Origin of the sequence: Streptomyces sp. KL2 (assembly GCF_046529545.1) — a bacterium.
GTDB lineage: Bacteria > Actinomycetota > Actinomycetes > Streptomycetales > Streptomycetaceae > Streptomyces > Streptomyces radiopugnans.
On the sequence record NZ_CP127170.1, the window covers coordinates 2,096,702 to 2,121,769 of the forward strand.

At 73.8% G+C, this 25,068-nt stretch carries 24 protein-coding genes; 15 read left to right on the forward strand and 9 right to left on the reverse strand.

The genetic code is table 11. The features are described from left to right. Positions 1 to 101: 101 nt before the first annotated feature. On the reverse strand, positions 102 to 1,550 hold the full coding sequence (locus tag QPK52_RS09355; protein ID WP_410540264.1) for an NAD(P)H-quinone dehydrogenase: 1,449 nt from the start codon (positions 1,548 to 1,550) through the stop codon (positions 102 to 104). Positions 1,551 to 1,693: 143 nt separating this feature from the next. Between QPK52_RS09355 and QPK52_RS09360 the strand changes: the two genes are divergently transcribed. The 3 genes from QPK52_RS09360 to QPK52_RS09370 all read left to right on the forward strand — a co-directional run bounded on the left by QPK52_RS09360 (position 1,694) and on the right by QPK52_RS09370 (position 4,968). After that, on the forward strand, positions 1,694 to 2,131 hold the full coding sequence (locus QPK52_RS09360) for a gamma-glutamylcyclotransferase (RefSeq protein ID WP_093661664.1): 438 nt from the start codon (positions 1,694 to 1,696) through the stop codon (positions 2,129 to 2,131). A gap of 151 nt (positions 2,132 to 2,282) precedes the next feature. Beyond that, the gene (locus tag QPK52_RS09365) at positions 2,283 to 3,104 is read left to right on the forward strand and encodes a purine-nucleoside phosphorylase (RefSeq protein WP_410536847.1); all 822 of its coding nucleotides are present in this window, start codon (positions 2,283 to 2,285) and stop codon (positions 3,102 to 3,104) included. 199 nt (positions 3,105 to 3,303) lie between these two features. Next, complete coding sequence (locus QPK52_RS09370; RefSeq protein WP_410540265.1) at positions 3,304 to 4,968, forward strand: phospho-sugar mutase; 1,665 nt, start codon at positions 3,304 to 3,306, stop codon at positions 4,966 to 4,968. An 84-nt stretch (positions 4,969 to 5,052) separates the two neighbouring features. Here the strand turns inward: QPK52_RS09370 and QPK52_RS09375 are convergent, their stop codons facing one another. Beyond that, positions 5,053 to 5,679 carry a PH domain-containing protein gene (locus QPK52_RS09375; protein ID WP_410536849.1) on the reverse strand — a complete coding sequence of 209 codons (627 nt, stop codon included), beginning with the start codon at positions 5,677 to 5,679 and terminating at the stop codon, positions 5,053 to 5,055. Between the two features lie 145 nt (positions 5,680 to 5,824). Here QPK52_RS09375 and deoC point away from each other — a divergent pair, with 145 nt between their 5' ends. Genes deoC through QPK52_RS09390 form a run of 3 tightly spaced genes read left to right on the forward strand, consistent with a single transcriptional unit; the run spans position 5,825 to position 9,166 of the window. Continuing rightward, on the forward strand, positions 5,825 to 6,832 hold the full coding sequence (gene deoC / locus QPK52_RS09380) for a deoxyribose-phosphate aldolase (protein ID WP_410540266.1): 1,008 nt from the start codon (positions 5,825 to 5,827) through the stop codon (positions 6,830 to 6,832). Between the two features lie 5 nt (positions 6,833 to 6,837). Further along, positions 6,838 to 8,274, forward strand: a complete 1,437-nt coding sequence (locus QPK52_RS09385) for an aldehyde dehydrogenase family protein (RefSeq protein WP_410536851.1) — start codon at positions 6,838 to 6,840, stop codon at positions 8,272 to 8,274. Continuing rightward, the gene (locus QPK52_RS09390) at positions 8,267 to 9,166 is read left to right on the forward strand and encodes an aldehyde dehydrogenase family protein (RefSeq protein ID WP_410536853.1); all 900 of its coding nucleotides are present in this window, start codon (positions 8,267 to 8,269) and stop codon (positions 9,164 to 9,166) included. The genes QPK52_RS09385 and QPK52_RS09390 overlap by 8 nt, the downstream gene beginning before the upstream one ends. 30 nt (positions 9,167 to 9,196) lie before the next feature. On the opposite strand, the gene QPK52_RS09395 is transcribed toward QPK52_RS09390, so the two are convergent. Further along, the gene (locus tag QPK52_RS09395) at positions 9,197 to 9,664 is read right to left on the reverse strand and encodes a hypothetical protein (RefSeq protein WP_410536855.1); all 468 of its coding nucleotides are present in this window, start codon (positions 9,662 to 9,664) and stop codon (positions 9,197 to 9,199) included. A 119-nt stretch (positions 9,665 to 9,783) separates the two neighbouring features. Between QPK52_RS09395 and QPK52_RS09400 the strand changes: the two genes are divergently transcribed. After that, the gene (locus QPK52_RS09400) at positions 9,784 to 10,431 is read left to right on the forward strand and encodes an ATP-binding protein (protein ID WP_410536857.1); all 648 of its coding nucleotides are present in this window, start codon (positions 9,784 to 9,786) and stop codon (positions 10,429 to 10,431) included. 117 nt (positions 10,432 to 10,548) lie between these two features. Here the strand turns inward: QPK52_RS09400 and QPK52_RS09405 are convergent, their stop codons facing one another. Continuing rightward, positions 10,549 to 11,307 (reverse strand): SigE family RNA polymerase sigma factor, encoded by a 759-nt coding sequence (locus tag QPK52_RS09405; RefSeq protein ID WP_410536858.1) that lies wholly within the window; start codon positions 11,305 to 11,307, stop codon positions 10,549 to 10,551. Between the two features lie 203 nt (positions 11,308 to 11,510). On the opposite strand from QPK52_RS09405, the gene afsQ1 reads away from it, so the two are divergent. The 5 genes from afsQ1 to QPK52_RS09430 all read left to right on the forward strand — a co-directional run bounded on the left by afsQ1 (position 11,511) and on the right by QPK52_RS09430 (position 15,517). Beyond that, complete coding sequence (afsQ1, locus tag QPK52_RS09410; protein ID WP_173915081.1) at positions 11,511 to 12,188, forward strand: two-component system response regulator AfsQ1; 678 nt, start codon at positions 11,511 to 11,513, stop codon at positions 12,186 to 12,188. Positions 12,189 to 12,276: 88 nt separating this feature from the next. Continuing rightward, a complete protein-coding gene (locus QPK52_RS09415; RefSeq protein ID WP_410536859.1) occupies positions 12,277 to 13,932 on the forward strand; it encodes an ATP-binding protein in 1,656 nt (551 codons plus the stop codon). Then, entirely contained in the window at positions 13,929 to 14,561 is a 633-nt protein-coding gene (locus QPK52_RS09420; protein ID WP_410536861.1) for a hypothetical protein, read from the forward strand. Before QPK52_RS09415 ends, QPK52_RS09420 begins: the two co-directional genes overlap by 4 nt. A gap of 110 nt (positions 14,562 to 14,671) precedes the next feature. Continuing rightward, positions 14,672 to 15,226, forward strand: coding sequence for a VanZ family protein (locus tag QPK52_RS09425; protein WP_410536863.1), 555 nt, complete (start codon positions 14,672 to 14,674; stop codon positions 15,224 to 15,226). Between the two features lie 87 nt (positions 15,227 to 15,313). Beyond that, a complete protein-coding gene (locus QPK52_RS09430; RefSeq protein WP_410536864.1) occupies positions 15,314 to 15,517 on the forward strand; it encodes a PspC domain-containing protein in 204 nt (67 codons plus the stop codon). A 137-nt stretch (positions 15,518 to 15,654) separates the two neighbouring features. Here the strand turns inward: QPK52_RS09430 and QPK52_RS09435 are convergent, their stop codons facing one another. Both QPK52_RS09435 and QPK52_RS09440 read right to left on the reverse strand, forming a co-directional pair. Next, positions 15,655 to 16,023, reverse strand: coding sequence for an ATP-binding protein (locus QPK52_RS09435; RefSeq protein ID WP_410536866.1), 369 nt, complete (start codon positions 16,021 to 16,023; stop codon positions 15,655 to 15,657). A 165-nt stretch (positions 16,024 to 16,188) separates the two neighbouring features. Continuing rightward, positions 16,189 to 17,328 (reverse strand): adenosine deaminase, encoded by a 1,140-nt coding sequence (locus QPK52_RS09440; protein WP_410536867.1) that lies wholly within the window; start codon positions 17,326 to 17,328, stop codon positions 16,189 to 16,191. 165 nt (positions 17,329 to 17,493) lie between these two features. On the opposite strand from QPK52_RS09440, the gene QPK52_RS09445 reads away from it, so the two are divergent. After that, positions 17,494 to 18,249: an alpha/beta hydrolase gene (locus tag QPK52_RS09445; RefSeq protein WP_410536869.1), complete on the forward strand. Its 756-nt coding sequence runs from the start codon at positions 17,494 to 17,496 to the stop codon at positions 18,247 to 18,249. A 57-nt stretch (positions 18,250 to 18,306) separates the two neighbouring features. Here QPK52_RS09445 and QPK52_RS09450 read toward each other — a convergent pair whose 3' ends face one another. Then, positions 18,307 to 19,215: a LysR substrate-binding domain-containing protein gene (locus QPK52_RS09450; protein ID WP_410540268.1), complete on the reverse strand. Its 909-nt coding sequence runs from the start codon at positions 19,213 to 19,215 to the stop codon at positions 18,307 to 18,309. Positions 19,216 to 19,373: 158 nt separating this feature from the next. Between QPK52_RS09450 and QPK52_RS09455 the strand changes: the two genes are divergently transcribed. Together QPK52_RS09455 and QPK52_RS09460 are read left to right on the forward strand one after the other, a co-directional pair. Beyond that, a complete protein-coding gene (locus QPK52_RS09455) occupies positions 19,374 to 20,624 on the forward strand; it encodes an MFS transporter (RefSeq protein WP_410536870.1) in 1,251 nt (416 codons plus the stop codon). Between the two features lie 464 nt (positions 20,625 to 21,088). Beyond that, entirely contained in the window at positions 21,089 to 21,754 is a 666-nt protein-coding gene (locus tag QPK52_RS09460) for a fascin domain-containing protein (RefSeq protein ID WP_410536872.1), read from the forward strand. 68 nt (positions 21,755 to 21,822) lie between these two features. Here QPK52_RS09460 and QPK52_RS09465 read toward each other — a convergent pair whose 3' ends face one another. Together QPK52_RS09465 and QPK52_RS09470 are read right to left on the reverse strand one after the other, a co-directional pair. Further along, positions 21,823 to 24,384, reverse strand: a complete 2,562-nt coding sequence (locus QPK52_RS09465; protein WP_410536874.1) for an alpha-L-arabinofuranosidase C-terminal domain-containing protein — start codon at positions 24,382 to 24,384, stop codon at positions 21,823 to 21,825. A gap of 145 nt (positions 24,385 to 24,529) precedes the next feature. After that, complete coding sequence (locus QPK52_RS09470) at positions 24,530 to 25,060, reverse strand: hypothetical protein (RefSeq protein WP_410536875.1); 531 nt, start codon at positions 25,058 to 25,060, stop codon at positions 24,530 to 24,532. Positions 25,061 to 25,068 lie beyond the last annotated feature (8 nt).

Consider the following 25,068-nt stretch of genomic DNA (forward strand, 5'->3'; position numbering starts at 1 on the left):
ACCGTCTGCTTTCAGCTGTTTCCGCTGAATAACGGAAATTGTTCGTAGGCGGAACCCTGCCGTGGTATACGCGGACGGCCCGGTGGAACCCGGGCCGCCGGTCAGCCGCCCTCGGCCGCCTTCCGCGTCTGCAACTGCCGCGCCACCTCGGCGATCGAACCCGACAGCGAGGGGTAGACCGTGAAGGTGTTCGCGATCTGCTCGACCGTCAGGTTGTTGTCGACCGCGATCGAGATCGGGTGGATCAGCTCGCTGGCGCGCGGCGCGACCACCACGCCGCCGACCACGATCCCCGTGCCCGGACGGCAGAACAGCTTCACGAAACCGTCCCGCACGCCCTGCATCTTCGCCCGCGCGTTGCGCAGCAGCGGCAGCTTGACGGCGCGGGCGTCGATCCGGCCGGCGTCCACGTCGGCCTGGGTGTAACCGACGGTGGCGATCTCCGGATCGGTGAAGACGTTCGCCGAGACCGTCTTGAGGTCCAGCGGGGCCACCGTCTCGCCCAGGAAGTGGTACATCGCGATCCGGCCCTGCATGGCCGCGACCGAGGCGAGCGCGAACACGCCCGTGCAGTCGCCGGCCGCGTAGACGCCGGGCGCGGAGGTGCGCGAGACCCGGTCGGTGCGGATGTGGCCCGAGTCCTTCAGCGTCACCCCCGCCTCCTCCAGGCCGATGCCCGTGGTGTTGGGGACGGCGCCGACGGCCATCAGGCAGTGGCTGCCGGTGATGACCCGGCCGTCGGAGAGGGTGACCTCCACCCGGTCCCCGACGCGCTTGGCGGAGGCGGCCCGGGAGCGGGACATCACGTTCATGCCGCGGCGACGGAAGACGTCCTCCAGCACGACCGCCGCGTCCGGGTCCTCGCCCGGCAGCACGCGGTCGCGCGAGGAGACCAGCGTCACCCGGGAGCCGAGCGCCTGGTAGGCGCCGGCGAACTCGGCGCCGGTGACGCCGGAGCCGACCACGATCAGCTCCTCGGGCTGCTCCTCCAGGTCGTACACCTGCGTCCAGTTCAGGATGCGCTCGCCGTCGGGCCGGGCGTCGGGCAGCTCGCGCGGCTTGCCGCCGGTGGCGATGAGCACGGCGTCGGCCGTCAGCTGCTCCTCCTCGCCCCCGGCCGTCTCCACGACGACCTGCCGCGTGCCGTCGGCCGCCTGGCCCGGCTCCAGCCGGCCGCGGCCGCGCAGCACGCGGGCGCCGGCGCGGGTGACGGCCGCGGTGATGTCGTGCGACTGGGCCAGCGCCAGGCGCTTGACGCGCCGGTTGACCTTGCCCAGGTCCACGCCGACGACCCGGGCCGGGCTGTCGGGGTCGGGGGTGCCGTCCTCGACGATGATGCCGAGCTCCTCGTAGGAGGAGTCGAAGTTCGTCATCACCTCGGCGGTCGCGATGAGCGTCTTGGAGGGGACGCAGTCGGTCAGCACCGACGCGCCGCCCAGACCGTCGCGGTCGACGACGGTCACTTCCGCTCCGAGCTGCGCGGCCACCAGCGCCGCCTCGTAGCCGCCGGGTCCACCACCGATGATCACGATCCGAGTCACGTACTCCAGTCTCGCACGCGCCCTTCCGGCGGCCGCCACCACCCGCCGTGCGCATGACGGCTTACACGGCGGTGCGCATGACAGGACACACGGCGGTGCACACGGCGGCGGTCCGCCCGGGTGGCGGAGGCCGCTGCCTATACCCTCGTCGCATGTCGCTCTACGCCGCATACGCCGGAAACCTCGACGCCCGGCTGATGTCCCGCCGCGCCCCGCACTCGCCGCTGCGCGGCACCGGGTGGCTCAGCGGCTGGCGGCTGACCTTCGGCGGCGAGCACATGGGCTGGGAGGGCTCGCTGGCGACCATCGTCGAGGCCCCGAAGGCGACGGTCTTCGTCGCGCTCTACGACATCGCGCCCATGGACGAGGACTCCATGGACCGCTGGGAGGGCGTCGGCATGGACATCTACCGCCGCATGCGGGTGCGGGTGCACACCCTGGACGGCGAGGAGCCGGCCTGGTGCTACGTCCTCAACGGCTACGAGGGCGGGCTGCCCTCGGCCCGCTACCTGGGGGAGATCGCCGACGCGGCGGAGTCCGCCGGGGCCCCGCACGACTATGTGACGGAACTGCGCAAGCGCCCCTGCTGAACGGAGCGGACGGACCGCACGGGCCCTCCGCCGGCCGCCTGCGGACACTTAAGGGCATTCCGGTCCGCCCGGGTCCACTTTCAGCCGCTTCCGGGACCACTCCCGGACACCCGTCTACGCGCGTAGGCGATTACCGGCTACCCTCATCGGCGTGAACGCTTCTGCCACCACCGACTACTCCGGCGACCCGTACGCCGCCGCGGGCACCGCAGCGGCCCGCCTGCGCGAGCTGACCGGCGCGGAGACCCACGACGTCGCCCTGGTCATGGGCTCGGGTTGGGTGCCGGCCGCCGATGCGCTCGGGGAGCCGGAACACGAGTTCCCGGTCACCGACCTGCCCGGCTTCCCGCCGCCGGCGGTCGAGGGCCACGCCGGAAAGGTCCGCTCGCACCGCCTCGGCGACAAGCGGGCGCTGGTCTTCCTCGGCCGCACCCACTACTACGAGGGCCGTGGCGTCGCGTCCGTCGTCCACGGGGTCCGCTCGGCCGTGGCCGCGGGCTGCAAGACCGTCGTGCTGACCAACGGCTGCGGCGGACTGCGCCCCGGAATGCGCCCCGGCCAGCCGGTCCTCATCCGGGACCACATCAACCTCACCGGCGTCTCGCCGATCGTCGGCGCCAACTTCGTCGACCTCACCGACCTGTACTCGCCGCGGCTGCGCGCGCTGTGCCAGGAGGTGGACGCCACCCTGGAGGAGGGCGTCTACGTCCAGTTCCCCGGCCCGCACTACGAGACGCCCGCCGAGATCGGCATGGTCCGGGCGATCGGCGGCGACCTGGTGGGCATGTCCACCGTCCTGGAGGCGATCGCCGCCCGCGAGGCGGGCGCCGAGGTGCTGGGCGTCTCCCTGGTCACCAACCTCGCCGCGGGCATGACCGGCGAACCGCTCAACCACGAGGAGGTCCTCCGGGCCGGCCGCGACTCGGCCACCCGGATGGGCTCGCTGCTGGACCGGGTCCTCAGACTCATCTGATCCGGTCCGGCGCACCCCTCGGTACGGGCCCCCACCGGGCCCCTCGGACAGCCCACCCCGCGGCGGGTCCCGCCGGCTTCCCGGGTACCGGTGGACATCGGAGGAGCCCGCGCCCACCGGCGCGGAGCGCAGCGAAGCAGGAGCGGCGTACGGCGCCGCCCACAGGCGACACGCGAGAGGCGGAGAGACCGTGGCAACCGTGCACGAGGACCTGACCGCGCAGGCGCGGTCCTGGCTGGCCGAGGACCCCGACCCGCAGACCCGTGCGGAACTGGCCGCCCTCATCGAGGCGGGAGACCTGGAGGAGCTGAAGGCCCGCTTCTCCGGCACCCTCCGGTTCGGCACCGCCGGGCTGCGCGGGGAGCTGGGCGCCGGCCCGATGCGGATGAACCGCGCGGTCGTCATCCGCGCGGCCGCCGGGCTCGCGGCGTACCTGCGGGCGCACGGACACGGCGGCGGCCTGGTCGTCGTCGGCTACGACGCCCGCCACCGGAGCGAGGACTTCGCACGCGACACCGCGGCCGTGATGGTCGGCGCCGGCCTGCGGGCGGCCCTGCTGCCGCGCCCCCTGCCCACGCCCGTACTGGCCTTCGCCGTCCGGCACCTGGGCGCCGTCGCGGGCGTCACCGTCACCGCCAGCCACAACCCGCCGCGCGACAACGGCTACAAGGTCTACCTCGGCGGGGGCTCCCAGATCGTGCCGCCCGCCGACGGGGAGATCGCCGACGAGATCGCCTCCGTCGGCTCCCTCGCGGACGTCCCCCTGGCCGGGTCCGGCTGGGAGGTGCTGGGCGAGGAGGTCGTGGACGCCTACCTGGAGCGCGCGGTCTCCGTCCTCACCCCCGGCGGTCCCCGGGACGTGAAGGCGGTCCACACCTCGCTGCACGGTGTGGGCGGCGCCACGGTCGCCGCCGCCTTCGAGCGCGCGGGCTTCCCCGTCCCGGTGCCGGTGGCCGAGCAGGCCGATCCCGACCCGGACTTCCCCACCGTGGCCTTCCCCAACCCGGAGGAGCCCGGGGCGATGGACCTGGCCTTCGCCACGGCCCGCGAGCACCGGCCGGACCTGGTGATCGCCAACGACCCCGATGCCGACCGCTGCGCGGTGGCCGTCCCCGACCCGGATGCGGACGCGGGCTGGCGGATGCTGCGCGGCGACGAGGTGGGGGCGCTGCTGGCCACCCACCTGGTGCACAAGCGGGCGCGGGGGACCTTCGCCACCACGATCGTCTCCTCCTCCCTGCTGTCGCGCATCGCCGAGGCGGCGGGCGTGCCGTACACCGAGACGCTGACCGGCTTCAAGTGGCTGGCCCGCGTCGACGGGCTGCGCTACGCCTACGAGGAGGCGCTGGGCTACTGCGTGGACCCCGAGGGCGTGCTCGACAAGGACGGCGTCACGGCGGCGCTGCTCGTCGCGGAACTGGCCGCCGAGCTGAAGGGGAGCGGGCGCTCCCTGACCGAGCTGCTGGACGACATCGCGGTGGAGTACGGCCTGCACGCCACCGACCAGCTCTCGGTGCGGGTGGAGGACCTGTCCGTGATCGCCGGAGCGATGCGCCGGCTGCGCCAGGCGCCGCCGGCCGGCCTGGCCGGCCTGACGGTGCTCGCGGCCGAGGACCTGAGCCGGGGCGCCGGGGACCTGCCGCCGACCGACGGCCTGCGCTACCGGCTGGCGGGCGATCCCCGGCAGCGGGTGGCCGGCGCCCGGATCGTCGTCCGCCCCAGCGGCACGGAGCCGAAGCTGAAGTGCTACCTGGAGGTGGTCGTCCCCGTGGCGGACGCCTCGGAGCTGAGCGCGGCCCGCGCCACGGCGGAGCAGGTGCTGGGCGCCCTCAGGACGGATCTCGCCGCCGCCGCGGGCATCTGACGTACGCCGGCCGGGGCCGGCCGCCCGGCGGCGTGGGAAGCCCCGTCGACCGCCCGCGCGGCGCCGCGCGGGCGGTCCGGGACCTCAGCCCAGGAAGAGCAGGACCAGCAGGGCCGCTCCGCCGACCGCCGCCGGGACGATGATCTCGTAGGCCCAGCGGACGCTCGGGGCGCCCTGCGCCGCCTCGTCCGAGGCGTGGCGCTCGGCCAGGACGCGGATCTCGTCCACCGCCTGGTCCGCCTGGGCCCGGTAGCCGCCGGTGTCGGACATCCCCGGGGCGAACACCGCCCCGGGGCCCGACAGGTTCGCCGAGGCCGCGCCGCCGCCCCGGCTCTGCCGGAGCGCCTTCTTGCGCTGGCGCAGCGAGACCGGGATCGCCCACATCTGGTACTTGCCGTCGCCCGCGAAGACCTCGGCGGAGTAAGCCGCCCGTACGCCCTCGACCGACGCCCACGGCAGCGTGATCGTGCGGAACGGGTTGCGCACCCGCAGCCGCTCGCGCCCGGCGTACACGGCGGGCCGCAGGGAGAAGGCGAAGATCAGCGGCACGAACGCCACCAGCGCGGCCAGCGAGATCCACCGGGTGCGGCCCTCCCCGTTGGCGATCCCGTCGGCGGCCAGCAGCACGACGAGCGCCAGCAGCAGCGTGCCCCCCACCATCCCCATGGCCGAGCGGTAGGTGTGGTCCGCGTACCCGGTCTGCTCACTCATGCCTCCGATTCTGCACGACACCGCCGCACGGGCGTCCGGCCGGTGGGGCGCCTCACGGGCCGGACGTGCGCCCGTGGGGGCCCGGCCGGGATACGGGGAGGGGATGACAGTTTGCTACGCGCGTAGATATGCTCATCTGGTGACCATGTCTGCTTCGTCTCCCACCGCACCTCCCGCACCGCCTCCCGCCGCGCCCTCCGCACTGGCGGACGCGACCGCCTCCGACGCCGCGCTGCGCCGCTTCCTGCACGGCCTGCCCGGGGTCGACGCCGTCGGCCTGGAAGCCCGCGCGGCCCAGCTCGGCACCCGTTCGATCAAGACCACGGCGAAGGCGTACGCCATCGACCTCGCCATCTCGATGATCGACCTGACGACCCTGGAGGGCGCCGACACCCCGGGCAAGGTCCGGGCGCTGTGCGCCAAGGGCGTCAACCCCGACCCCACCGACCGCACCGTGCCGAAGGTCGCCGCGATCTGCGTCTACCCGGACATGGTGGCCACCGCCAAGGAGGCCCTGGCCGCCGCCGGCGGGCAGGACGTCAAGGTCGCCTCCGTCGCCACCGCCTTCCCCTCCGGCCGCGCCGAGCTGAACGTCAAACTGGCGGACACCCGCGACGCGGTGGCGGCCGGCGCCGACGAGATCGACATGGTGATCGACCGGGGCGCCTTCCTCTCCGGCCGCTACATGAAGGTCTTCGAGGAGATCCGGGCCGTGAAGCAGGCCTGCGCCCGCCCCGGCCGCGAGGACGCGCACCTGAAGGTGATCTTCGAGAACGGCGAGCTGTCCACGTACGACAACATCCGCCGCGCCTCCTGGCTGGCGATGCTCGCCGGGGCCGACGTCATCAAGACCTCCACCGGCAAGGTCGCGGTCAACGCCACCCCGGCGAACACCCTGGTGATGCTGGAGGCCGTGCGCGACTTCCGCGCCGCCACCGGCACGCGGATCGGGGTCAAGCCCGCGGGCGGCATCCGCACCACCAAGGACGCGGTTCGGTACCTGGTGATGGTGAACGAGGTCCTCGGGGACGACTGGCTGCACCCCGACTGGTTCCGCTTCGGCGCCTCCAGTCTCCTCAACGACCTGCTGATGCAGCGCCAGAAGCTGACCACCGGGCGCTACTCCGGCCCCGACTACGTGACGGTGGACTGATCACGATGAGCCCCATGTTCGAGTACGCACCCGCGCCCGAGTCCCGTGCCGTGGTGGACATCGCCCCCTCCTACGGCCTGTTCGTCGACGGCGAGTTCCGCGAGGCCGCGGGCGGCAGGTCCTTCAAGACCCTCTCGCCGTCCACCGAGGAGGTCCTGGCCGAGGTCGCCCACGCCGGAGCCGAGGACGTGGACGCCGCCGTGGCCGCCGCCCGCCGCGCCTTCGCCTCCTGGTCGGCGCTGCCCGGCTCCGAGCGCGCCAAGTACCTGTTCCGGATCGCCCGGATCATCCAGGAGCGCTCGCGCGAGCTGGCCGTCCTGGAGACCCTGGACAACGGCAAGCCGATCCGCGAGACCCGCGACGCGGACCTGCCGCTGGTGGCAGCGCACTTCTTCTACCACGCGGGCTGGGCCGACAAGCTCGCCCACGCCGGATACGGGCCGGACCCGAGGCCGCTGGGCGTGGCCGCCCAGGTCATCCCGTGGAACTTCCCGCTGCTGATGCTGGCCTGGAAGGTCGCCCCGGCGCTGGCCTGCGGCAACACCGTGGTCCTCAAGCCCGCCGAGACCACCCCGCTGTCGGCGCTGTTCTTCGCGGACGTCTGCCGCCAGGCGGGGCTGCCGAAGGGCGTCGTCAACATCCTCACCGGCGACGGCTCCACGGGAGCGGCGCTGGTGGCGCACGAGGGCGTCGACAAGGTCGCCTTCACCGGCTCCACGGCCGTCGGCAAGCAGATCGCGCGCACGGTCGCCGGGACGCGCAAGAAGCTCACCCTGGAGCTGGGCGGCAAGGGCGCCAACATCGTCTTCGACGACGCGCCGATCGACCAGGCCGTCGAGGGCGTCGTGAACGGCATCTACTTCAACCAGGGCCAGGTGTGCTGCGCGGGCTCGCGCCTGCTGGTCCAGGAGTCGGTGCAGGACGAGCTGCTGGAGGCGCTGCGGCGCAGGCTGTCCACCCTGCGGGTGGGCGATCCGCTGGACAAGAACACCGACGTCGGCGCGATCAACTCCGCCGAGCAGCTCGCCCGCATCACCGAACTCGCCGACAGCGGCGAGGCCGAGGGCGCCGAGCGGTGGTCCCCGGCGTGCGAACTGCCCGAGCGGGGCTTCTGGTTCGCGCCGACGGTCTTCACGAACGTCACCCAGGCCCACCGGATCGCCCGCGAGGAGATCTTCGGCCCGGTGCTGTCGGTGCTGTCCTTCCGCACCCCCGACGAGGCGGTGGCCAAGGCCAACAACTCGCAGTACGGCCTGTCCGCCGGCGTGTGGACGGAGAAGGGCTCGCGCATCCTGGCGATGGCGAACAGGCTCCGGGCCGGCGTGGTGTGGGCCAACACGTTCAACAAGTTCGACCCGACCTCGCCGTTCGGCGGCTACAGGGAGTCGGGCTTCGGCCGCGAGGGCGGCCGTCACGGTCTGGAGGCGTACCTCGATGTCTGAGCAGTCCGGCAACCCCGGCGGCGCCGCGCGCACGCGGCTGGGCGTCCTGAAGACCTACAAGCTGTTCGTCGGGGGGAAGTTCCCCCGGTCCGAGAGCGGACGGGTGTACGAGGTGACCGACACACGCGGCAACTGGCTGGCCAACGCCCCGCTCGCCTCCCGCAAGGACGCCCGGGACGCGGTGGTCGCGGCCCGCAGGGCGTTCGGCGGTTGGTCGGGGGCGACCGCCTACAACCGCGGTCAGGTCCTCTACCGGATCGCCGAGATGCTGGAGGGCCGCCGCGAGCAGTTCACCGCCGAGGTGGCCGCCGCCGAGGGGCTGTCGAAGGCGAAGGCCGCGGCCCGGGTGGACGCGGCCGTGGACCGCTGGGTGTGGTACGCGGGCTGGTCCGACAAGATCACCCAGGTCGCGGGCGGCGCCAACCCCGTCGCAGGCCCGTACTTCAACCTCTCCACGCCCGAGCCGACCGGTGTGGTCGCCGTGCTGGCCCCGCAGGAGTCGTCCCTCCTGGGCCTGGTCTCGGTGCTGGCCCCGGTGATCGTCAGCGGCAACACGGCCGTCGTCGTGGCCAGTGAGCGCGCGCCGCTGCCCGCACTGTCGCTGGCCGAGGTGCTGGCCACCTCCGACCTGCCCGGCGGGGTGGTCAACGTCCTGTCCGGGCGGACCGCGGAGATCGCCGCGCCGCTCGCCGCCCACCAGGACGTCAACGCGATCGACCTGGCGGGCGCGGACGCGGATCTGGCCAGGGAGCTGGAGACGGCCGCCGCGGACAACCTCAAGCGGGTGCTGCGCCCGGCGGACGCGGCCTCCGACTGGTCCGCCGACCCGGGCACCAAGCGGATGCTGGCCTTCGTCGAGACCAAGACCGTCTGGCACCCCGTCGGCGTCTGACGGGCCGTCCGTCCGGGGCCGGACGCCCGCTCAGCCGGGCAGCAGCCCCGCCACCGGGCCCGTCACCGGAAGGGTGCGGACCGTGCCCCCTTCGCTGATCGGCCCCGTGACGGCCCCGCTGCTCACCGGCCGGAAGTCGGCGATCTGGGTGCCGACCGTGTTGTCCAGCGGGTCGACGCCCGTGCCCGCCAGCGGGTCGATCCGCGCGTCCTTGACCGGGCGCGCCGCACCGGCCGTCGCGTGCTCGGCGGCTCCCACGCCCTCGGCCAGGCCGTGCACGCTCGACCCGAGCGAGTCCGGCGAGAGCGCCGACGTCAGGCCCGAGAGCTGTACGGGCGCCCCGGCGCCCTGCCCGGGAGCCGCGGCCGCCGCCCCCGCGCCTGCGGCCACCGCGGCCCCGGCCGCGGAGACGGTCAACCCGGCCCGCAGCAGGGCGCGCCGGACGCCGCTGCTCCCCGCTTGCCTCTCCCGTGCGTGACGGCGGCGCTGAGCGGTCATCGGTACACCTACCAAGAGAACTCGAAGACTGTGACTGTACGGTCACGCAGCGTATACGAGCCGGGCGTCACACGCACACGCGTACCGGCGCCCCTGTGGATGGCCGACAATGGTCATCCGTGAGCTCCCACGACACCGCCCGCGTGATCCTGCTGACCGGCCCCTCGGGCTCCGGCAAGTCCTCGCTCGCCGCCCGCACCGGGCTGCCCGTACTGCGCCTGGACGACTTCTACAAGGAGGCCGGCGACCCCACCCTCCCCCGGCTCGCCGGCGGCGGCCCGGTGGACTGGGACCACCCCGGCTCCTGGGACGCCGACGCGGCGGTGGCGGCGATCGCCGCCCTGTGCGGGAGCGGCCGGGCCACCGTCCCGGTCTACGACATCTCCACGAGCGCCCGGACCGGTGAGGACGCGCTGGACCTGCGCGGCGCGCGCCTGTTCGTCGCCGAGGGGATATTCGCCGCCGAGATCGTCGCACGCTGCCTCGGACTGGGCCTGCTGGCCGACGCGCTGTGCCTGCGCGGCCGCCCCTCCACAACCTTCCGGCGGCGGCTGGTGCGCGATGTGCGCGAGGGCCGCAAGTCGCTGCCCGTCCTGGTGCGCCGCGGCTGGACCCTGATGCGCGCCGAGGGCTCGATCGTCGCGCGCCATGTCGCCCTGGGCGCCCATGCCTGCGGCCGGGACGAGGCACTGGCGCGGATCGAGGCGCTCGGTGCGCCCGGGAGGCGTACGCGCGGACGTGAGCGCCCGGGGGTCGTGCGCGTGTGAGAGCGGGCCGGGCCGGACCCCCGGCCGGCCCGGCCCGCTCACGGAGCACCCCCGTGCTCTCCCCCGTGTCCCCCCGCTTGTCCCCCGTGCCCCCCGTCTTCCTTCGGCGCCGGTGCGTCAGGCGACCAGCTCGCCGAAGCTCTCCTCCAGATCGCGCCCGAAGCTGAGCGCCTCGTCGCCGCGCAGCCGGCGCAGGGAGCGCCAGATGCTGCTCTTGACCGTGCCGACGCTGATGTTCAGGATGTCCGCGATCTCCGGGTCGGTACGGCCCTCGTAGTAGCGCAGGACCAGCATCGTGCGCTGGAGTTCGGGCAGCCGCGCCAGCGCCTGCCACAGCACCGCGCGCAGTTCGGTGCCGCGCATCGCGTCGCTCTCGCCGGCCGCCTCGGGCAGCTCCTCGGTCGGGTACTCGTTGAGCTTGCGGCGCCGCCAGGCGCTGATGTGCAGGTTCGTCATGGTGCGGCGCAGGTATCCGCCGACCGCGGCCTTGTCGGTGATCCGGTCCCAGGCGCGGTAGGTGGAGAACAGCGCGCTCTGCAGCAGGTCCTCGGCCTCGTGGCGGTCCCCCGTGAGGTGGTACGCGGTGGCGTACAGGGAGGCGCGGCGCTCGCGGACGTAGGCGGTGAACTCCGCTTCCGTCACACCCCCCCGGCGCCGCTCCCCCGGTGCCTCCCCGTGCGCTTCCTCCCCCCGGATCCCCCCCGGGACCGGCTCGGGCGCGGCGGCGATGTGCGCCGGCCGCCTGCGGCCGGTACCCCGGTCGCACCCCGGAGCCCCCGCCGAGCCGGACTTCTCCCCGCCCTGCGCCGGAACCACGGGAGTGTGCAGACGCGTGTGGATAACCGCGCTGGTGATGTTGCGGTGCAGTGTGTTCATCTCGCGCCCCCCTTTGTGGAACCGGCCTGTGTGCTCGATCCGTGCCGAGTACGCGGAATACACTGCCGGGGCAGTTTCATCGCCGGGTCCGCCGTCTGTCACAGGGGTGTCACAGAGACGGGTTGGACCGTGACCCGTCCGTGTTCGCGCTCCGTTCACCGGCCGGTCGAAGCACGGGCACCGGATGCGCCAGAATGGCGCGCGTGCCTTTCCTGTTGCTGATCGAGGACGACGAGGCCGTCCGTACCGCCCTGGAGATGGGGCTGACCCGGCAGGGCCACCGCGTGGTGACCGCTGCGTCGGGCGAGGACGGCCTCAAGCTGCTGCGCGAACAGAGGCCCGACCTGATCGTGCTGGACGTCATGCTGCCCGGCATCGACGGTTTCGAGGTGTGCCGCCGCATCCGGCGCACGGACCAGCTGCCGATCATCCTGCTGACCGCGCGCAGCGACGACATCGACGTCGTGGTCGGCCTGGAGTCCGGCGCGGACGACTACGTGGTCAAGCCGGTGCAGGGGCGGGTGCTGGACGCCCGCATCCGCGCGGTGATGCGGCGCGGCGAGCGGGAGGCGAACGACTCGGCGACCTTCGGCGCGCTGGTCATCGACCGCTCGGCGATGACGGTGACGAAGAACGGCAGGGACCTCCAGCTCACCCCGACCGAGCTGCGGCTGCTGCTGGAACTGAGCCGCCGCCCCGGACAGGCCCTGTCGCGGCAGCAGTTGCTGCGGCTGGTGTGGGAGCACGACTACCTCGGCGACTCCCGGCTGGTCGACGCGTGCGTCCAGCGGCTGCGCGCCAAGGTCGAGGACGTCCCCTCCTCGCCGACGCTGATCCGCACGGTGCGCGGCGTCGGCTACCGGCTGGATCCCCCCGCGTGACAGGGGCGCACGAGGCCGGCGGACGTCCGGCGCCGATACCCCGGCCCGCGCCCGCGCCCCGGCGCGGCCGAGCCCGCCGGGAGGTGCCGTGAGCGGCTCCCGGGACAGGATCGCCGGGTCGCTGCGGCTGACGAGCCTGCGGCTGCGGCTGGTGGTGGTCTTCGCGCTGGTCGCGCTGACCGCCGCGGTGGCCGTCTCCGGCATCGCGTACTGGATCAACCGCGACGCCGTCCTGACCCGGGCGCAGAACGCGGCGCTCAACGACTTCCGCGAGTCGCTGGGCGACAACGCCGGGGCCATGCCCCGCCGTCCGCCCTGCGACGCGCTGCGGGACACGGCCGGCGCCATGGCCAACACCACCCAGCGGTACGAGGTGGTGCTGATCGGGGAGCAGGCCGACGGCTCGCGGTGCGAGGCGGTGTCCGACCCGGAGTTCACCCTGGAGGACGTGCCCGGGGCGCTGCGCTCGGCGGTCGCCGAGAAGCGCCCGGTCGACGCCGTCAACAAGGCCCCGTACCACCTGTACTGGCAGCGGATCACGGTGGGGGGCGAGCCGTATCTGGTGGGCGGTGCGACCGTGATCGGCGGCGGGCCGACGGGCTACATGTTCAAGTCGCTCGCCCCCGAGCGGGACGACCTCAACTCCCTGGCCTGGTCGCTGGGGATCGCCACCGCGCTGGCCCTGGTCGGCTCCGCCCTGCTGGCGCAGGCCGCCGCCACCACGGTGCTGCGGCCGGTGCAGCAGCTGGGCGAGGCGGCGCGGAGGCTGGGCGAGGGGAAGCTGGAGACCCGGCTGAGGGTGTCGGGGAAGGACGAACTGGCCGAGCTGTCCAGGACGTTCAACCGCACCGCCGAGGCGCTGGAGCAGCGGGTGGCCGAACTGAGCGCCCGCGAGGAGTCCAGCCGCCGCTTCGTGGCGGACATGTCGCACGAGCTGCGCACTCCGCTGACCGCGATCACCGCCGTCACCGAGGTCCTGGAGGACGAGATCGACTCGCTCGACCCGATGGTCGCGCCCGCGGTCACCCTGGTCGTCAGCGAGACCCGGCGGCTGAACGACCTGGTGGAGAACCTGATGGAGGTCACCCGCTTCGACGCGGGGACGGCCCGCCTGGTGCTCGACGACGTCGACGTCGCGGACCAGGTGACGGCCTGCATCGACGCCCGGGCCTGGCTGGACGCGGTCGAGCTCGACGCCGACCGCGGCATCACGGCGCGGCTCGACCCGCGCCGCCTGGACGTGATCCTGGCCAATCTGATCGGCAACGCGCTCAAGCACGGCGGCTCCCCGGTGCGGGTGTCGGTGCGCACCCGCGAATCCGCGGCGGAGGGCGCGGAGCCGGACGGCGATCCGGGCGAGGGACCGGGCGAGGACGAGCTGGTCATCCGGGTCGCCGATCGCGGCCCCGGCATCCCCGAGGACGTGCTGCCGCACGTCTTCGACCGCTTCTACAAGGCCAGCGCCTCCCGGCCCCGCTCCGAGGGCAGCGGGCTGGGGCTGTCGATCGCCATGGAGAACGCCCACATCCACGGCGGTTCCATCACCGCCGGGAACGCGCCCGAGGGGGGCGCGGTCTTCACCCTGCGGCTGCCGCGCGACGCCAGCCACCTCGCGCCGGAGCAGGACAGGGACCGGGACCGGGCCACGGCCACGGACACGGACACGGCCACGGACAGGGACCGGGACACGGACGCCGCCCCGGGCCCGGACGGCGGCGGGGAGCACCGGGAGGACGGACGATGAGCACCACGCGCCGTACGGCCCCCGGCCTCCGCGCGACCGCCGCGGCCCTGGCCGCGCTCGCGCTGGGCGGGTGCGGCATACGTTCCACGCCCGTGCCGGTGGACGCCGGCCCGGCGCCGTCGCGGGCCTCGTGCGCGGCCCCCGCCGCCGAGGAGGAGCGGCGCCCCGGCGACGGGACCGTCCGGGCGGACGTCTTCCTGGTCTGCGGCGGCGCCGTCTCCGCGGTGGAGCGCACCGTGCCGCTGGGCGGCTCGGAGCCCGGCCCGGACACCCGGCTGGAGACGGCCCGCGAGCTGCTGGACGAATTGCGGGAGAACCCGTCCCGGGCCGAACGGGAGGCGGGCTTCGGCAGCTCGGTCCCCGGGGAACTGGAGATCGGCGGGCCCGGGGACGGCGACCCCGAAGGGACGCTGCGGCTGAGCCGGGACCCCGGCGGACTGCCGTCCTTCGCGCTGGCCCAGATCGTCTGCACGCTCACGGGCACGGCCGCCGCCGGCCAGGAGGACTCGGTGGTGCTCGGCGGCCCGGCGCGGGACGGCGGCGGGGATCCGCCGCTGCGCTACTCCTGCACCGAAGCGCTGCGCGGCAGCCCGGAGGCGGCGAAGACCGCGGGCACTCCGCTCCCGTAGGCGCCGGGCGCCGGCCGCCCGCGCCCGTCTCCGCGCCCGGTGCCCGCGCCGCGCACCGGCGTGTCCGAGAGTGCGGAACCGCCGCGTGCGCCGTGTGCGTCTGTGTCGCCGTGCAGCGTCATCACCCCGGCGGCTCCGCCGCCCACCGCATCCGTGCAGCGGGCCTCGTACTCCTCTGCTGCCACCTGCTGTTCGTCGGCTGGCTGACGCTGCGGCCCCTGTCCGTTCCCTGGGTCTCCCCCGCGAACCTGCGGCCCTTCGCCTCGATCCACGCCGATCTGGCGGACGGCCCCCGGGCGGCGCTGGAGGGCATCGGCGGCGGGCTGGCGCTGCTCGCCCCGCTGGGGGTGCTGCTGCCGATGGCGGCGGGCCGGGTGGCATCGCGGCTGGGCTCGTGGGCGCGTACGGTCTTCGCCGCGGCGATGATCTCGCTCGGCATCGAGCTGGTGCAGCCCGCGGTGCCGGGGCAGGTGGCGGACGTGGACGCGCTGCTGCTCAACACCACGGGCGTGGCCCTGGTCCATCTGCTGTGCTACCCGGCGCTGCGCGCCCGGCTGCGTGCGGCGGCGCGGCAGGAGGGCTCCGGCGCACGGCGGCCCGGCTCCCCCGGGAAGGGGGATCAGGGTGCGCCCCCGAGGACTTCCAGGGTCGGGATCGCACCTTAGAGGGAGGCTTTCGCCCGTAACGCTCGCCTACGGTGGATCTGTCCCCGCCGAGCGACGGCGTTCCGTCAAGAGCGAAGGAGTCCCGCCATGGCAGCAATCGTCCGCCCCAGCGACGACCGGATGATCGGCGGTGTGTGCGCCGGACTGGCCCGCCGCTTCGGCACCACCCCGAACACGATGCGCGTGATCTTCCTGGCCTCCTGCCTGCTGCCGGGGCCGCAGTTCCTGCTCTACATCGCCCTGTGGGCCCTGCTGCCCGACGAGCGGAAGGCGCACCGCACCGGCTGGTGACGCGCTCGCCCGCACACGCCCGCGCACAGGGGAACGGGCCGCGCGCCGGGGACGGCCCGGTGCGCGGCCCGTGGCGCCTCCCGTGGGTGGGGTGGAGGGAGGGGGGAGGCGCCGGAAGGGGAGAAGGGGGAGGCGCGTCAGCCCAGCAGTTTGCCGGTCTGCAGGGCGCCGGTGAGCTTGCCCGTCGGCAGGTTGAGCATCGTCGGCTTCTCCGGGCTGCCCAGCGGCAGGCCGCCGAGCAGGTCACGCACCGGGTCCTGCTTCTTGGTGTCGGGCTGCTGCCCCGCCCTGCCCTCGGCGGGAGCGGGAAGCGTCCTGGCCTGCTGGGGCGCGTCGGGGGCGGGCAGCGTCCTGGCGACCTCCTGCACGGGCAGGCTCTTCACCGCGCCTCCGGCGGTCTTGCCGAGCCCCAGGGTGTCCGCCGCGGAGGCGGTCCCGGCACCGGCGGCGGCGAAGGCGGCGCCGAGCACGGCGACACCGATCGTCTTCATCGTTCGCTGCTTCATCAGCTGGTACGTCCTCGTGTGGATGGCTTGAGCGGCCTCGCGAACGTAGCCAGGGCGCCGCACTCGCCGCAAACACCCCGAAACGGCCGGACGCCCGCCTCCGCCGTCGCGCCCGGCCGCCTCCCATCCCCTCCCCCGGCCGTCTCCGACCGGAGGAACCGCTGGTCACAGGCCCTTGGCGGCGGCCTCCCGGAACAGCCACTCGGCCTTCAGCTCGGCGTATCCGGGCTTGATCACCTCGTTGATCATGGCCAGACGTTCATCGAAAGGGATGAACGCGGACTTCATGGCGTTGACGGTGAACCACTGCATGTCGTCCAGCGTGTAGCCGAACGTCTCCACCAGGTGCCCGAACTCGCGGCTCATGCTGGTGCCGCTCATCAGCCGGTTGTCGGTGTTGACGGTGGCGCGGAAGCGCAGCCGCCGCAGCAGCCCGATGGGGTGCTCGGCGTACGAGGAGGCCGCTCCGGTCTGGATGTTGGAGGTGGGGCACAGCTCCAGCGGGATCCGCTTGTCGCGCACGTACGCGGCGAGCCGGCCCAGTTTCACCGTGCCGTCGCCGGCGGCGTGGATGTCGTCGATGATGCGCACCCCGTGACCGAGCCGGTCGGCGCCGCACCACTGGAGCGCCTGCCAGATGGACGGCAGCCCGAACGCCTCGCCGGCGTGGATGGTGAAGTGGTTGTTCTCGCGCTTGAGGTACTCGAAGGCGTCCAGGTGGCGGGTGGGCGGGTGGCCCGCCTCGGCGCCCGCGATGTCGAAGCCGACGACGCCCGCGTCCCGGTACCGGTTGGCCAGTTCGGCGATCTCCAGCGAGCGGGCGGCGTGCCGCATGGCGGTGAGCAGGACGCCGACGCGGATGCGGTGACCGGCCTCGCGGGCCCGGCGCTCGCCCTCGCGGAAGCCCTCGTTGACGGCCTCGACGACCTCCTCCAGTGTCAGCCCCGCCTCCAGGTGCTGCTCGGGGGCGTAGCGCACCTCGGCGTAGACCACGCCGTCGGCGGCCAGGTCCTCGGCGCACTCGGCCGCGACCCTCACCAGCGCCTCGCGCGTCTGCATCACGGCGCAGGTGTGGGCGAAGGTCTCCAGGTAGCGCTCCAGGGAGCCGGAGTCGGCCGCCTCGCGGAACCAGGTGCCCAGCGCCTCGGGGTCGGTCTCGGGCAGACCGCCGTAGCCGCACTCGCGGGCGAGTTCGGCGACGGTGGCCGGGCGGAGGCCGCCGTCGAGGTGGTCGTGGAGCAGCACCTTGGGGGCGCGGCGGATCTGGTCCGGGGTGGGGGCGGTGGTGACAGTCTCGCTCGTCATTGCCGCACTCTAGCGCCTACGCGCGTAGATATCACCCTCGGCAGGTGCCGTCCCCGCCCGTACGCCGCTCGCACACAGCCCGCACGCGCACTCGGACGCTTTCGATACCCAACGGTGACCGCCCGGCACCGCTCGTACACCCCCTCTTCTGCCATCGTTTTCGCCGTGACTCAGCAGGCGTTGCCGCGTCGGGATGCGCGGCTGGGGCGGGCGTTCGGTGACGACCACGCGGTACAGGGCGTGGTCCTGCTGCTCCCGGGAGGGATGGCCGCGAGCACGCGCGGCCGCTCCCGCCGGGCCGCGGCGGCGATGATGCCGCTGGCGCGGCGGCTGGCGCGGGCGGGGGAGGGACACGACGTGGCCGCGCACGTCCTCCACTACCGCTACCGCGGCTGGAACGGCGCGGACGCCCACCCCGCACGGGACGTCGAGTGGGCGCTGGAGGAGGTCGTACACCGCTACGGCGACGTCCCCGTGTGCCTGGTGGGCCGGGACATGGGCGCCCGGGCGGCGCTGCGGGCCGCGGGCCACCCGGCGGTGGTCTCCGTCCTGGCGCTCGCCCCCTGGCTGCCGGAGACGTCCGAGGACGGCGGAGAGGAACCGGTGCGGCAGCTCGCCGGCCGGCGGGTGCTGATAGTGCACGGCACGGACGACGAGCACACCGGGCCGGACCTCTCCTACCGGCTGGCCGTGCAGGCCAAGAAGATCAACCCGGACGTCTGCCGCTTCGAGGTCCACACCGACGGCCACGCGCTGCGCCAGCACCGCGCGGAAGTCCTCGCGCTGGTCGAGGACTTCGCCCTGGGCTCGCTGTGCGACCGGGGCTTCGCCCGCCCGGTGGCCGACGCGCTGGCGGCCCCGCCCCCACTGGGCCTGCGGATGCCGCTGGCGGCCGGCTTCGGCCGCTCCCTGCGCCACTGAGCGCGCTCTCCGGCGCGTACGGCCGCCCCACGGGCTTCCTGGCCCCCCACGGGCCCCTTACGCCAGCAGCCGCCCCCGGCGGCTGAGCAGGAACGCCCGGAACGCCGCCACCGGCGGGGTGTCCGGGCGGCCGTCCACCCAGGCCACCCCGATCTCCCGCACCGCCCGCGGCTGGGTGACCGCCAGTTCCCGCACCCCCGGCCGGGGCACGGCCGGGGGCGGCAGCAGGGCCACCCCCAGTCCGGCGGCGACCAGCCCGCGCAGCGTCTCGGCCTCCTCCCCCTCGAACGCGATCCGGGGCTTGAAGCCCGCCTCGGCGCACAGCGCGTCGAAGATCCGCCGCATCCCGTAGCCCGGCTCCAGGGTGATGAACGGCTCCTCCGCCGCCTCCGCCAGCCGCACCCGCCTGCGCCGCGCCAGCGGGTGCTCCTCGGGCACGACCAGCCGCAGCCGCTGCTCGTCCAGCCGCCGCGCGGCCAGATCCGGGGCGTCCGGCACCGGAGAGGTCAGGCACAGGTCCAGATCCCCGGCGCGCAGCCGCTCGATCATCGCCTCGCCGTACGTCTGCACCAGCGAGAAGCGAACCCGGGGGTGGTCGGCGCGGAAGGAGCGGATCAGCCCGGGCACGGTCTCCGACCCCAGCGTGTGCAGGAAACCGAAGGCCACCTTGCCCGAAGCCGGGTCCGCGTCCGCCCGCACCGCCTCCGCCGCCTGCTCCACCGAGGCCAGCGCCCGCTCCACCGAGGCCAGGAACGTACGCCCGGCGGGCGTCAGCGCGACCGTCCGCCCCCGCCGCGCGAACAGCGCGACCCCCAGATCGCCCTCCAGCCGCGCCATCGCCCGGCTGAGCGTGGACTGCGGCACCCCCAGCTCGCCGGCCGCCCGCGTGACGTGCTCGTGCCGGGCCACGGCGACGAACTGCGCCAGCCTCGGGGTGAGCACGGCGGCCCAGGAGCCGGGGTCGATGTGGGGGGCACCGCTGGATGTGTCGGATGTAACCGAGATGTCTTTTCCGTTGCCGACCGGTGACACGACACCCTCCCATCTCGCCTTATGCGTCTCTGCATGAAGACCAGGGCCTTTGTGCATTGGACGCATCAGGTCGTTGATCGTACGTTCGAGGCATGCCTTCCGTCGATACCGGGGCACCTGCCCGCACAGGTGCCTCTCCCGAGCGTTTCCCGTCCTCCCCCCGGCGCATCAGCCTCGCCCTCTTCGCCGTGGGCCTGGCCACCTTCGCCCTGCTGTTCTCCACCCAGCCCCTGCTGCCCGCGCTCTCCGCCGACTTCGGCGTGACGCCGGGGCAGGCGAGCTGGACCGTCTCGGCCGCCACCATCGCCCTGGCGGTGGCCGTGCTGCCGCTGTCCGCCCTCTCCGAGCGCTTCGGACGGCGCACCCTGATGACGGGCTCCCTGGCGGTCGCGGTCGCGGTGGCGCTGGCTCTGCCCTTCGCCCCCAGCATGGAGGTCCTGATCGCGCTGCGCGCCCTGCAGGGCGCGGCGATCGCGGGCATCCCGGCCTCGGCGACGGCGTACCTGGCGGAGGAGGTACGGCCCGCCGCGCTGGTCGGGTCGATCGGCCTGTTCGTGGCGGGCAACAGCGTCGGCGGAATGACCGGCCGCGTCCTCACCGGCTGGGTCGCCGAGGGCTGGGGCTGGCGCACCGGGCTGGCGGCGGTCGGCGCGCTCGCCCTGCTGTGCGCCCTCGCCTACCGGCTGCTGATCCCCCGGGCGCACAACTTCGCCCCGGCCTCACTGCGTCCCGCCGAGCTGCTGAACACCGTGCGCGGCCACCTGTCCGACGGGCTGCTGGTACGGCTGTACACCCTCGGCCTGCTGTTCATGGCCGTCTTCGGCGCGGTCTACACCGTGGTCGGCTACCGGCTGACGTCCGAGCCCTTCGGCCTCTCCCAGGGCCTGGCCGGCTCGGTCTTCGTGATCTACCTCGTCGGCACCGTCTCCTCGGCCGCCGCCGGGCGCCTGACCGGACGGCTCGGCCGCCGCGGCGCCCTCTACCTGGCCATCGGCGCCACCGCCACCGGCCTGCTGCTGACCCTCGGCGACACCCTCGCGGCCGTACTGCTGGGCCTGGTCCTGGTCACGGCGGGCTTCTTCGCGGGCCACGCGGTCGCCTCCGGCTCGGTGGGCCGCACGGCGAAGACGGGCCGGGCCCAGGCCTCGGCGCTGTACCAGATGGCGTACTACGTCGGCAGTTCCCTGGGCGGCACACTGGGCGCGATCGCCTACCACGCGGCGGGCTGGAGCGCGACGGTCGCCTTCTCCCTGACCGCCCTGGTCCTCGCCGCGGGCGTCACCCTCTACGCCACGCGCCGCGCGGTGGTCCGGCGGCGGCTGGAGGTCGCCCGCGGCTGCTGAGCCCCGTCCCGCGGGTGTCTTTCCGGCCGGTTCGGCCGGCGGGGAGGACGCCCGTGTCGGCCTCCGGGTCGGAGGGGGTTCCGGCGTGCGCCGGCGCGTGGTGGGGGCGGGCGCCCGGAGAACGAACGCCCTCCTCCGCGTTAATCCGGGGTTGCGGAATCGGTCTCACCGGGGGAATTCCTTTCCGATTCGGAAGTCGAACGGAATGAGCCCGCTGAAGGACGGCGTCCGCCGATAGGCTGGCGCCGCCTCGTGGAGCAGAGCGGGGCAGCCGCGGGAGCGCCCGAGGAGAGGGGGCTCCGATCGCGGTTCCGGGGGGATCAGCGAAAGCAGGGGGAAGTTCATCGCGCGGACGGCCGCGCCTTCCGGCGCGCGCAGACGCCCGAAGGCGCCGAATCCGCTTTTCCGCCGCCCCGGAATCATCACCGCCGATTCACCGAAGGTGAGGACGACCCGTGCGACGCATGACCTCCGTTCTTCTGGCCCTGAGCGCTCTGGTGGGGGCCTCCGCGCTGACCGCCCCGGCGGCCGGAGCCGCCCCGCAGACCGGCCGCCCGGCCGCCGCGCAGACCGCCGTACCGGCCGGCTGGGAGGTGGTCGAGGGTGATGAGATGGCCGCTCTGAACGGCAAGCGCTCCTCCGCCGCCCAGGGCCTCACCGCGCAGGACGCCGCCGCGGACGAGGTCTCCCTCATCGCGATGCAGTCGGTCCGCAACGAGCTGTTCGTCGCTGCCGAGAAGAACTACCCGGCCCCCAACACCGGTGCGCTGCGCGCCCGTTCCGCCACCGTCGGCGGCTGGGAGGGCTTCGCCTTCGAGTGGGACCAGACCACCGAGACCTACGCCCTGAGGTCGCTGGCCAACGACCGCTACGTGGCGGTGGAGAAGAACTTCACCGGCAGCTCCCAGAACCTGCTGCGCGCCCGCTCCACCGGTGTGGGCGGCTGGGAGCGGTTCGTCGTGTACTACAACGAGACGCTGGACCGCTGGGCCCTCCAGTCCACGCTGAACGGCCTCTTCGTCGCCATGGAGAACGGCTACACCGGCTCGCTCCAGTACGCGCTGCGTGCCCGTTCCGCCCAGATCGGCGGTTCCTGGGAGGAGTTCGTCCTGTACGACCTGGGCGCCTGAGCCCGGCCGGACCGGAGGTGCCCGTACCCCACGTCCCGGGGGTACGGGCACCTCCTTGCGAGCCCGGCCTACCGCGTGTGCTCCGCGATGCGCATGAACGTGATCGAGTGGGGCGGGAAGGTGTGGGTGAAGGCGGTGTCCACACCGCCGATCACCGACTCCTCCGGTCCGATCGGCCGCTCGTCGGCGGTGTTGACCGCGTCCGGGTCGCCGCGCAGGACGGTCAGGCGGGCAGTCGGCCCGACGGCCGCGCCCGGCCCGAGGTCGATCCTCGTACGGGCCGGGGCCTCCTGCGCGTTGACGACCTTGACGATCAGCTCGCCGGTCGCCTCGTCTCGGGTGACGACCTGGCGGAAGGGCTCGGCGACCGCGTCGTCGGTGAAGCTCCCCCACTCCTGGCCGTCGAGGTGGAGGGTCACCTGGCGGCCGCGGACCTCGATCCGGATGTCGTAGGTGCGGCCGGTCTCGATCACCGTGCCGTCCTCGATCATCGTCTGCTTGCCGCCCCCGGCCGACTTCTCCACCGCCGAGCGGGTGTTGTTCCAGCCGCCGAGGTTCCACCAGTAGTGGTTGCCGGTGTCCTTGACGCCGAAGGCGATCAGGAAGCCCTCGCGGCCCTCGCGCTTGGTGGCCTTCACATGCAGGTCGTAGTCGCTCCAGTCGGGGTCTCCGGCGGTGACCAGGGTGTCCTCGGCGGCGGTGTCGCTCTGGACGTACGCGCCGCCCTCCACCGCCCAGCTGCCGCGCCCGGCGGCCTCGGTCCACCTGCCCGCGCCGCCGGAGAAGTCGTCGGCGAACAGCTCCTCGCCGTCCGCCGAGACGACCCGGACGTCGTCGTAAGCGGCGCCGGTGGCCCAGGTGGACAGGCCGACCGCGCCGGTGATCGGGCCGCCGGCGACCGGGGTGGACGACGCCCGGCTCGGCACGACGCGGTCGCCGGTGTTGGTCATGAACAGCTTCTGGGTCTCGTAGCTGGTCGAGCCCCAGGAGCGGGCGTTGTCGAACCAGATCAGGTCCGGGCTCCACTGCACGTAGCCGGTGTTGGCCAGCAGGGGCGCGTAGGCGGCCATCTTCACGATGTCGGCGTTGCGCTCCAGGCCGGTCATGAACGCGGCCTCGGCCATGGAGTTGCGGAAGCGGTTGTCCTGGGAGGCGTACTCGCCGAGGAACACCTCGGGCCCGTGGCGGTCGTAGGAGTCGTAGCGCTCGTTGTTCTCCAGGAACCAGCCCGGGCTGTTGTAGTAGTGCTCGTCGACCATCTCCACGCCGGAGGCGCGGGCCAGTTCCCAGGCGCGGTCGAACACGGCGCCGGAGTCGTCGGGGCCGGAGTTGGCGATGACCGTGATCTCGGGGTGCTCGGCCTCGACGGCCTCGCGGAAGGCGGCCAGCCGCTCGTAGTAGGCGTCGGGCAGGTTCTCCTCGTTGCCGACGGCGAGGTGGGTGAGCCCGAAGGGCTCGGGGTGGCCCATCTCGGCGCGCAGGGCTCCCCAGGTGGAGGTGGCGGGGCCGTTGGCGAACTCGATCAGGTCCAGGGTGTCGGCCACGTGGCGGCGCAGCAGTCCGGGGTCGTCGGTGGCCCGGTTCTCGCCGCAGCCGGTGACCAGGGCGGGGACGACGGGCAGCGGCATCGCGCCGATGTCCTCGGCGAACTGGAAGTACTCGTAGTAGCCCAGGCCGTAGGACTGGTTGTAGCCCCAGAAGTTGGCGTTGACGGCCCGCTCCTCGACGGGACCGACGGTGTCCTTCCACTGGTAGGAGCGGCGGCGTTCCCAGCCCGGTGCCTCGTACGCCCGGTGGCTGCCGGTGTTGACCAGGCAGCCGCCGGGGAAGCGCAGGAAGCCGGGCTCCAGGGCGGCGATCTTCTCGGCGAGGTCCTTGCGCAGTCCGTTGGCGCGGCCCTTGTAGGTGTCGCGGGGGAAGAGCGAGACCATGTCGAGGCGGAGCGTGCCGGCGCCGCCGGCGGCCACGGTCAGGCGCCCCTCCGTGCTGGTGGCGCGGGCGGTGAGGGTGCCGGTGTACTTCGTCCAGTCATCGCCGCGCACGGTGCGGCGCAGGGGGGCGGCCAGGGCCTGGCCGGAGGCGTCGTGGAGGGTGACGGTCAGCGGGGTGCCGCGCCCGGCATCGGTGCGGGCCCACACGGAGAAGTCGTACTTCCCGCCTTCCTCCACGGCGATCCCGGAGTTGTACCCGGTGTTGGTGACGCCGTAGCGGGCGCCCGCGCCGCCGGTGCCGCCGAGGTCGAGGCGGAGGTGGTTGCGGTTGCGCTCGTTCAGCCGGTGCTCGTCGTCCACGACCCGCGCGGTGCCGGTGGCGCCGCCGGTGGCGGCCCCGGTCCAGGCGGTGAGGCCGGTGTAGGAGGGGTTGTCGGCGGGGGCGTACTCGAAGGAGCGGTTCTGGACGAGTTCGGCGTACAGCCCGCCGTCGGCGGCGCGGTTGATGTCCTCGTAGAAGACGCCGTACATCCGCTCGCCGATCTCGGGACCGTTGCGGGTGCGGTCGACGTCCAGGGTGTGGTCGACGGGGTCGGCGGCCGGGGCTCCGGCGGCGGGCGCGGCGGCGAGCGTGCCCATGAGGAGCACGCCGGTGAGGAGGGGGATGAGGGGGGATGGTCTGGGTCGTGTGCGCGGCATGAGGCTCCCGACTCTTCGTCGTTCGAAATCTCGTACGCTGACCAGAACTTCGAACGTGAAGATAGGCATCTTCGGTACGGCCGTCAACGCCCCGCGCGGTGAACGGTTTCCGCGCCCGTGGCCGCGCCCCGCCGCCGGCGCGGGGCTACGGTTCCGGCGTCGCCGGGGACGGCCTCCGCGAGCGGCGGTCCCGGGCGGCGGCCAGATCGCGCGCGAGGTGGGAGCGGCGCGGGCCGTGCCGGCGCAGCATGCGCAGATCCTCGGCGGTGTCGTACATGAGCTGGAGGTGGAAGTAGTTCACGTGCTCCAGCACAGCGAACAGCGCGAACCCCAGCCCCGGCCAGGTGCCGCTCCCGGGGTCGTCGGCCACGGCCCGGGCGGTGAACAGCACTCCGGCCGCCAGCAGTACGGCGTTGACCGTGCGGGCCGCGGCGAAGGCCCCGGCGGCGGGCAGCGGCGCTCCCGGGACCGCGATCTGGCGCAGCTTCGCCAGCCAGTACCCGGCGCCTTCCAGAAGGAGGAGCGCGAACAGCCCGAAACCCACGGCGTTCACGGCCGTCGCCGGGAGGCCGAGCACACCGGACCAGACGAAGGCCTGGAGCGGGACGTTGAGCAGTTCCAGAGCGGCCAGCGACCGCAGCCGCCGCCGGACCCGGGCACGGGAGCGGTGTTCCACCCGAGGAA

Bases quoted from the DNA above. Each gene is read 5' to 3' on its own strand.
- QPK52_RS09360 (WP_093661664.1), top strand. From the start codon at position 1,694: ATGTCGCTCTACGCCGCATACGCCGGAAACCTCGACGCCCGGCTGATG.
- QPK52_RS09375 (WP_410536849.1), bottom strand. From the start codon at position 5,679: ATGAGTGAGCAGACCGGGTACGCGGACCACACCTACCGCTCGGCCATG.
- deoC (WP_410540266.1), top strand. From the start codon at position 5,825: ATGTCTGCTTCGTCTCCCACCGCACCTCCCGCACCGCCTCCCGCCGCG.
- QPK52_RS09385 (WP_410536851.1), top strand. From the start codon at position 6,838: ATGAGCCCCATGTTCGAGTACGCACCCGCGCCCGAGTCCCGTGCCGTG.
- QPK52_RS09390 (WP_410536853.1), top strand. From the start codon at position 8,267: ATGTCTGAGCAGTCCGGCAACCCCGGCGGCGCCGCGCGCACGCGGCTG.
- QPK52_RS09395 (WP_410536855.1), bottom strand. From the start codon at position 9,664: ATGACCGCTCAGCGCCGCCGTCACGCACGGGAGAGGCAAGCGGGGAGC.
- QPK52_RS09405 (WP_410536858.1), bottom strand. From the start codon at position 11,307: ATGAACACACTGCACCGCAACATCACCAGCGCGGTTATCCACACGCGT.
- QPK52_RS09420 (WP_410536861.1), top strand. From the start codon at position 13,929: ATGAGCACCACGCGCCGTACGGCCCCCGGCCTCCGCGCGACCGCCGCG.
- QPK52_RS09430 (WP_410536864.1), top strand. From the start codon at position 15,314: ATGGCAGCAATCGTCCGCCCCAGCGACGACCGGATGATCGGCGGTGTG.
- QPK52_RS09435 (WP_410536866.1), bottom strand. From the start codon at position 16,023: ATGAAGCAGCGAACGATGAAGACGATCGGTGTCGCCGTGCTCGGCGCC.
- QPK52_RS09440 (WP_410536867.1), bottom strand. From the start codon at position 17,328: ATGACGAGCGAGACTGTCACCACCGCCCCCACCCCGGACCAGATCCGC.
- QPK52_RS09455 (WP_410536870.1), top strand. From the start codon at position 19,374: ATGCCTTCCGTCGATACCGGGGCACCTGCCCGCACAGGTGCCTCTCCC.
- QPK52_RS09460 (WP_410536872.1), top strand. From the start codon at position 21,089: ATGACCTCCGTTCTTCTGGCCCTGAGCGCTCTGGTGGGGGCCTCCGCG.
- QPK52_RS09465 (WP_410536874.1), bottom strand. From the start codon at position 24,384: ATGCCGCGCACACGACCCAGACCATCCCCCCTCATCCCCCTCCTCACC.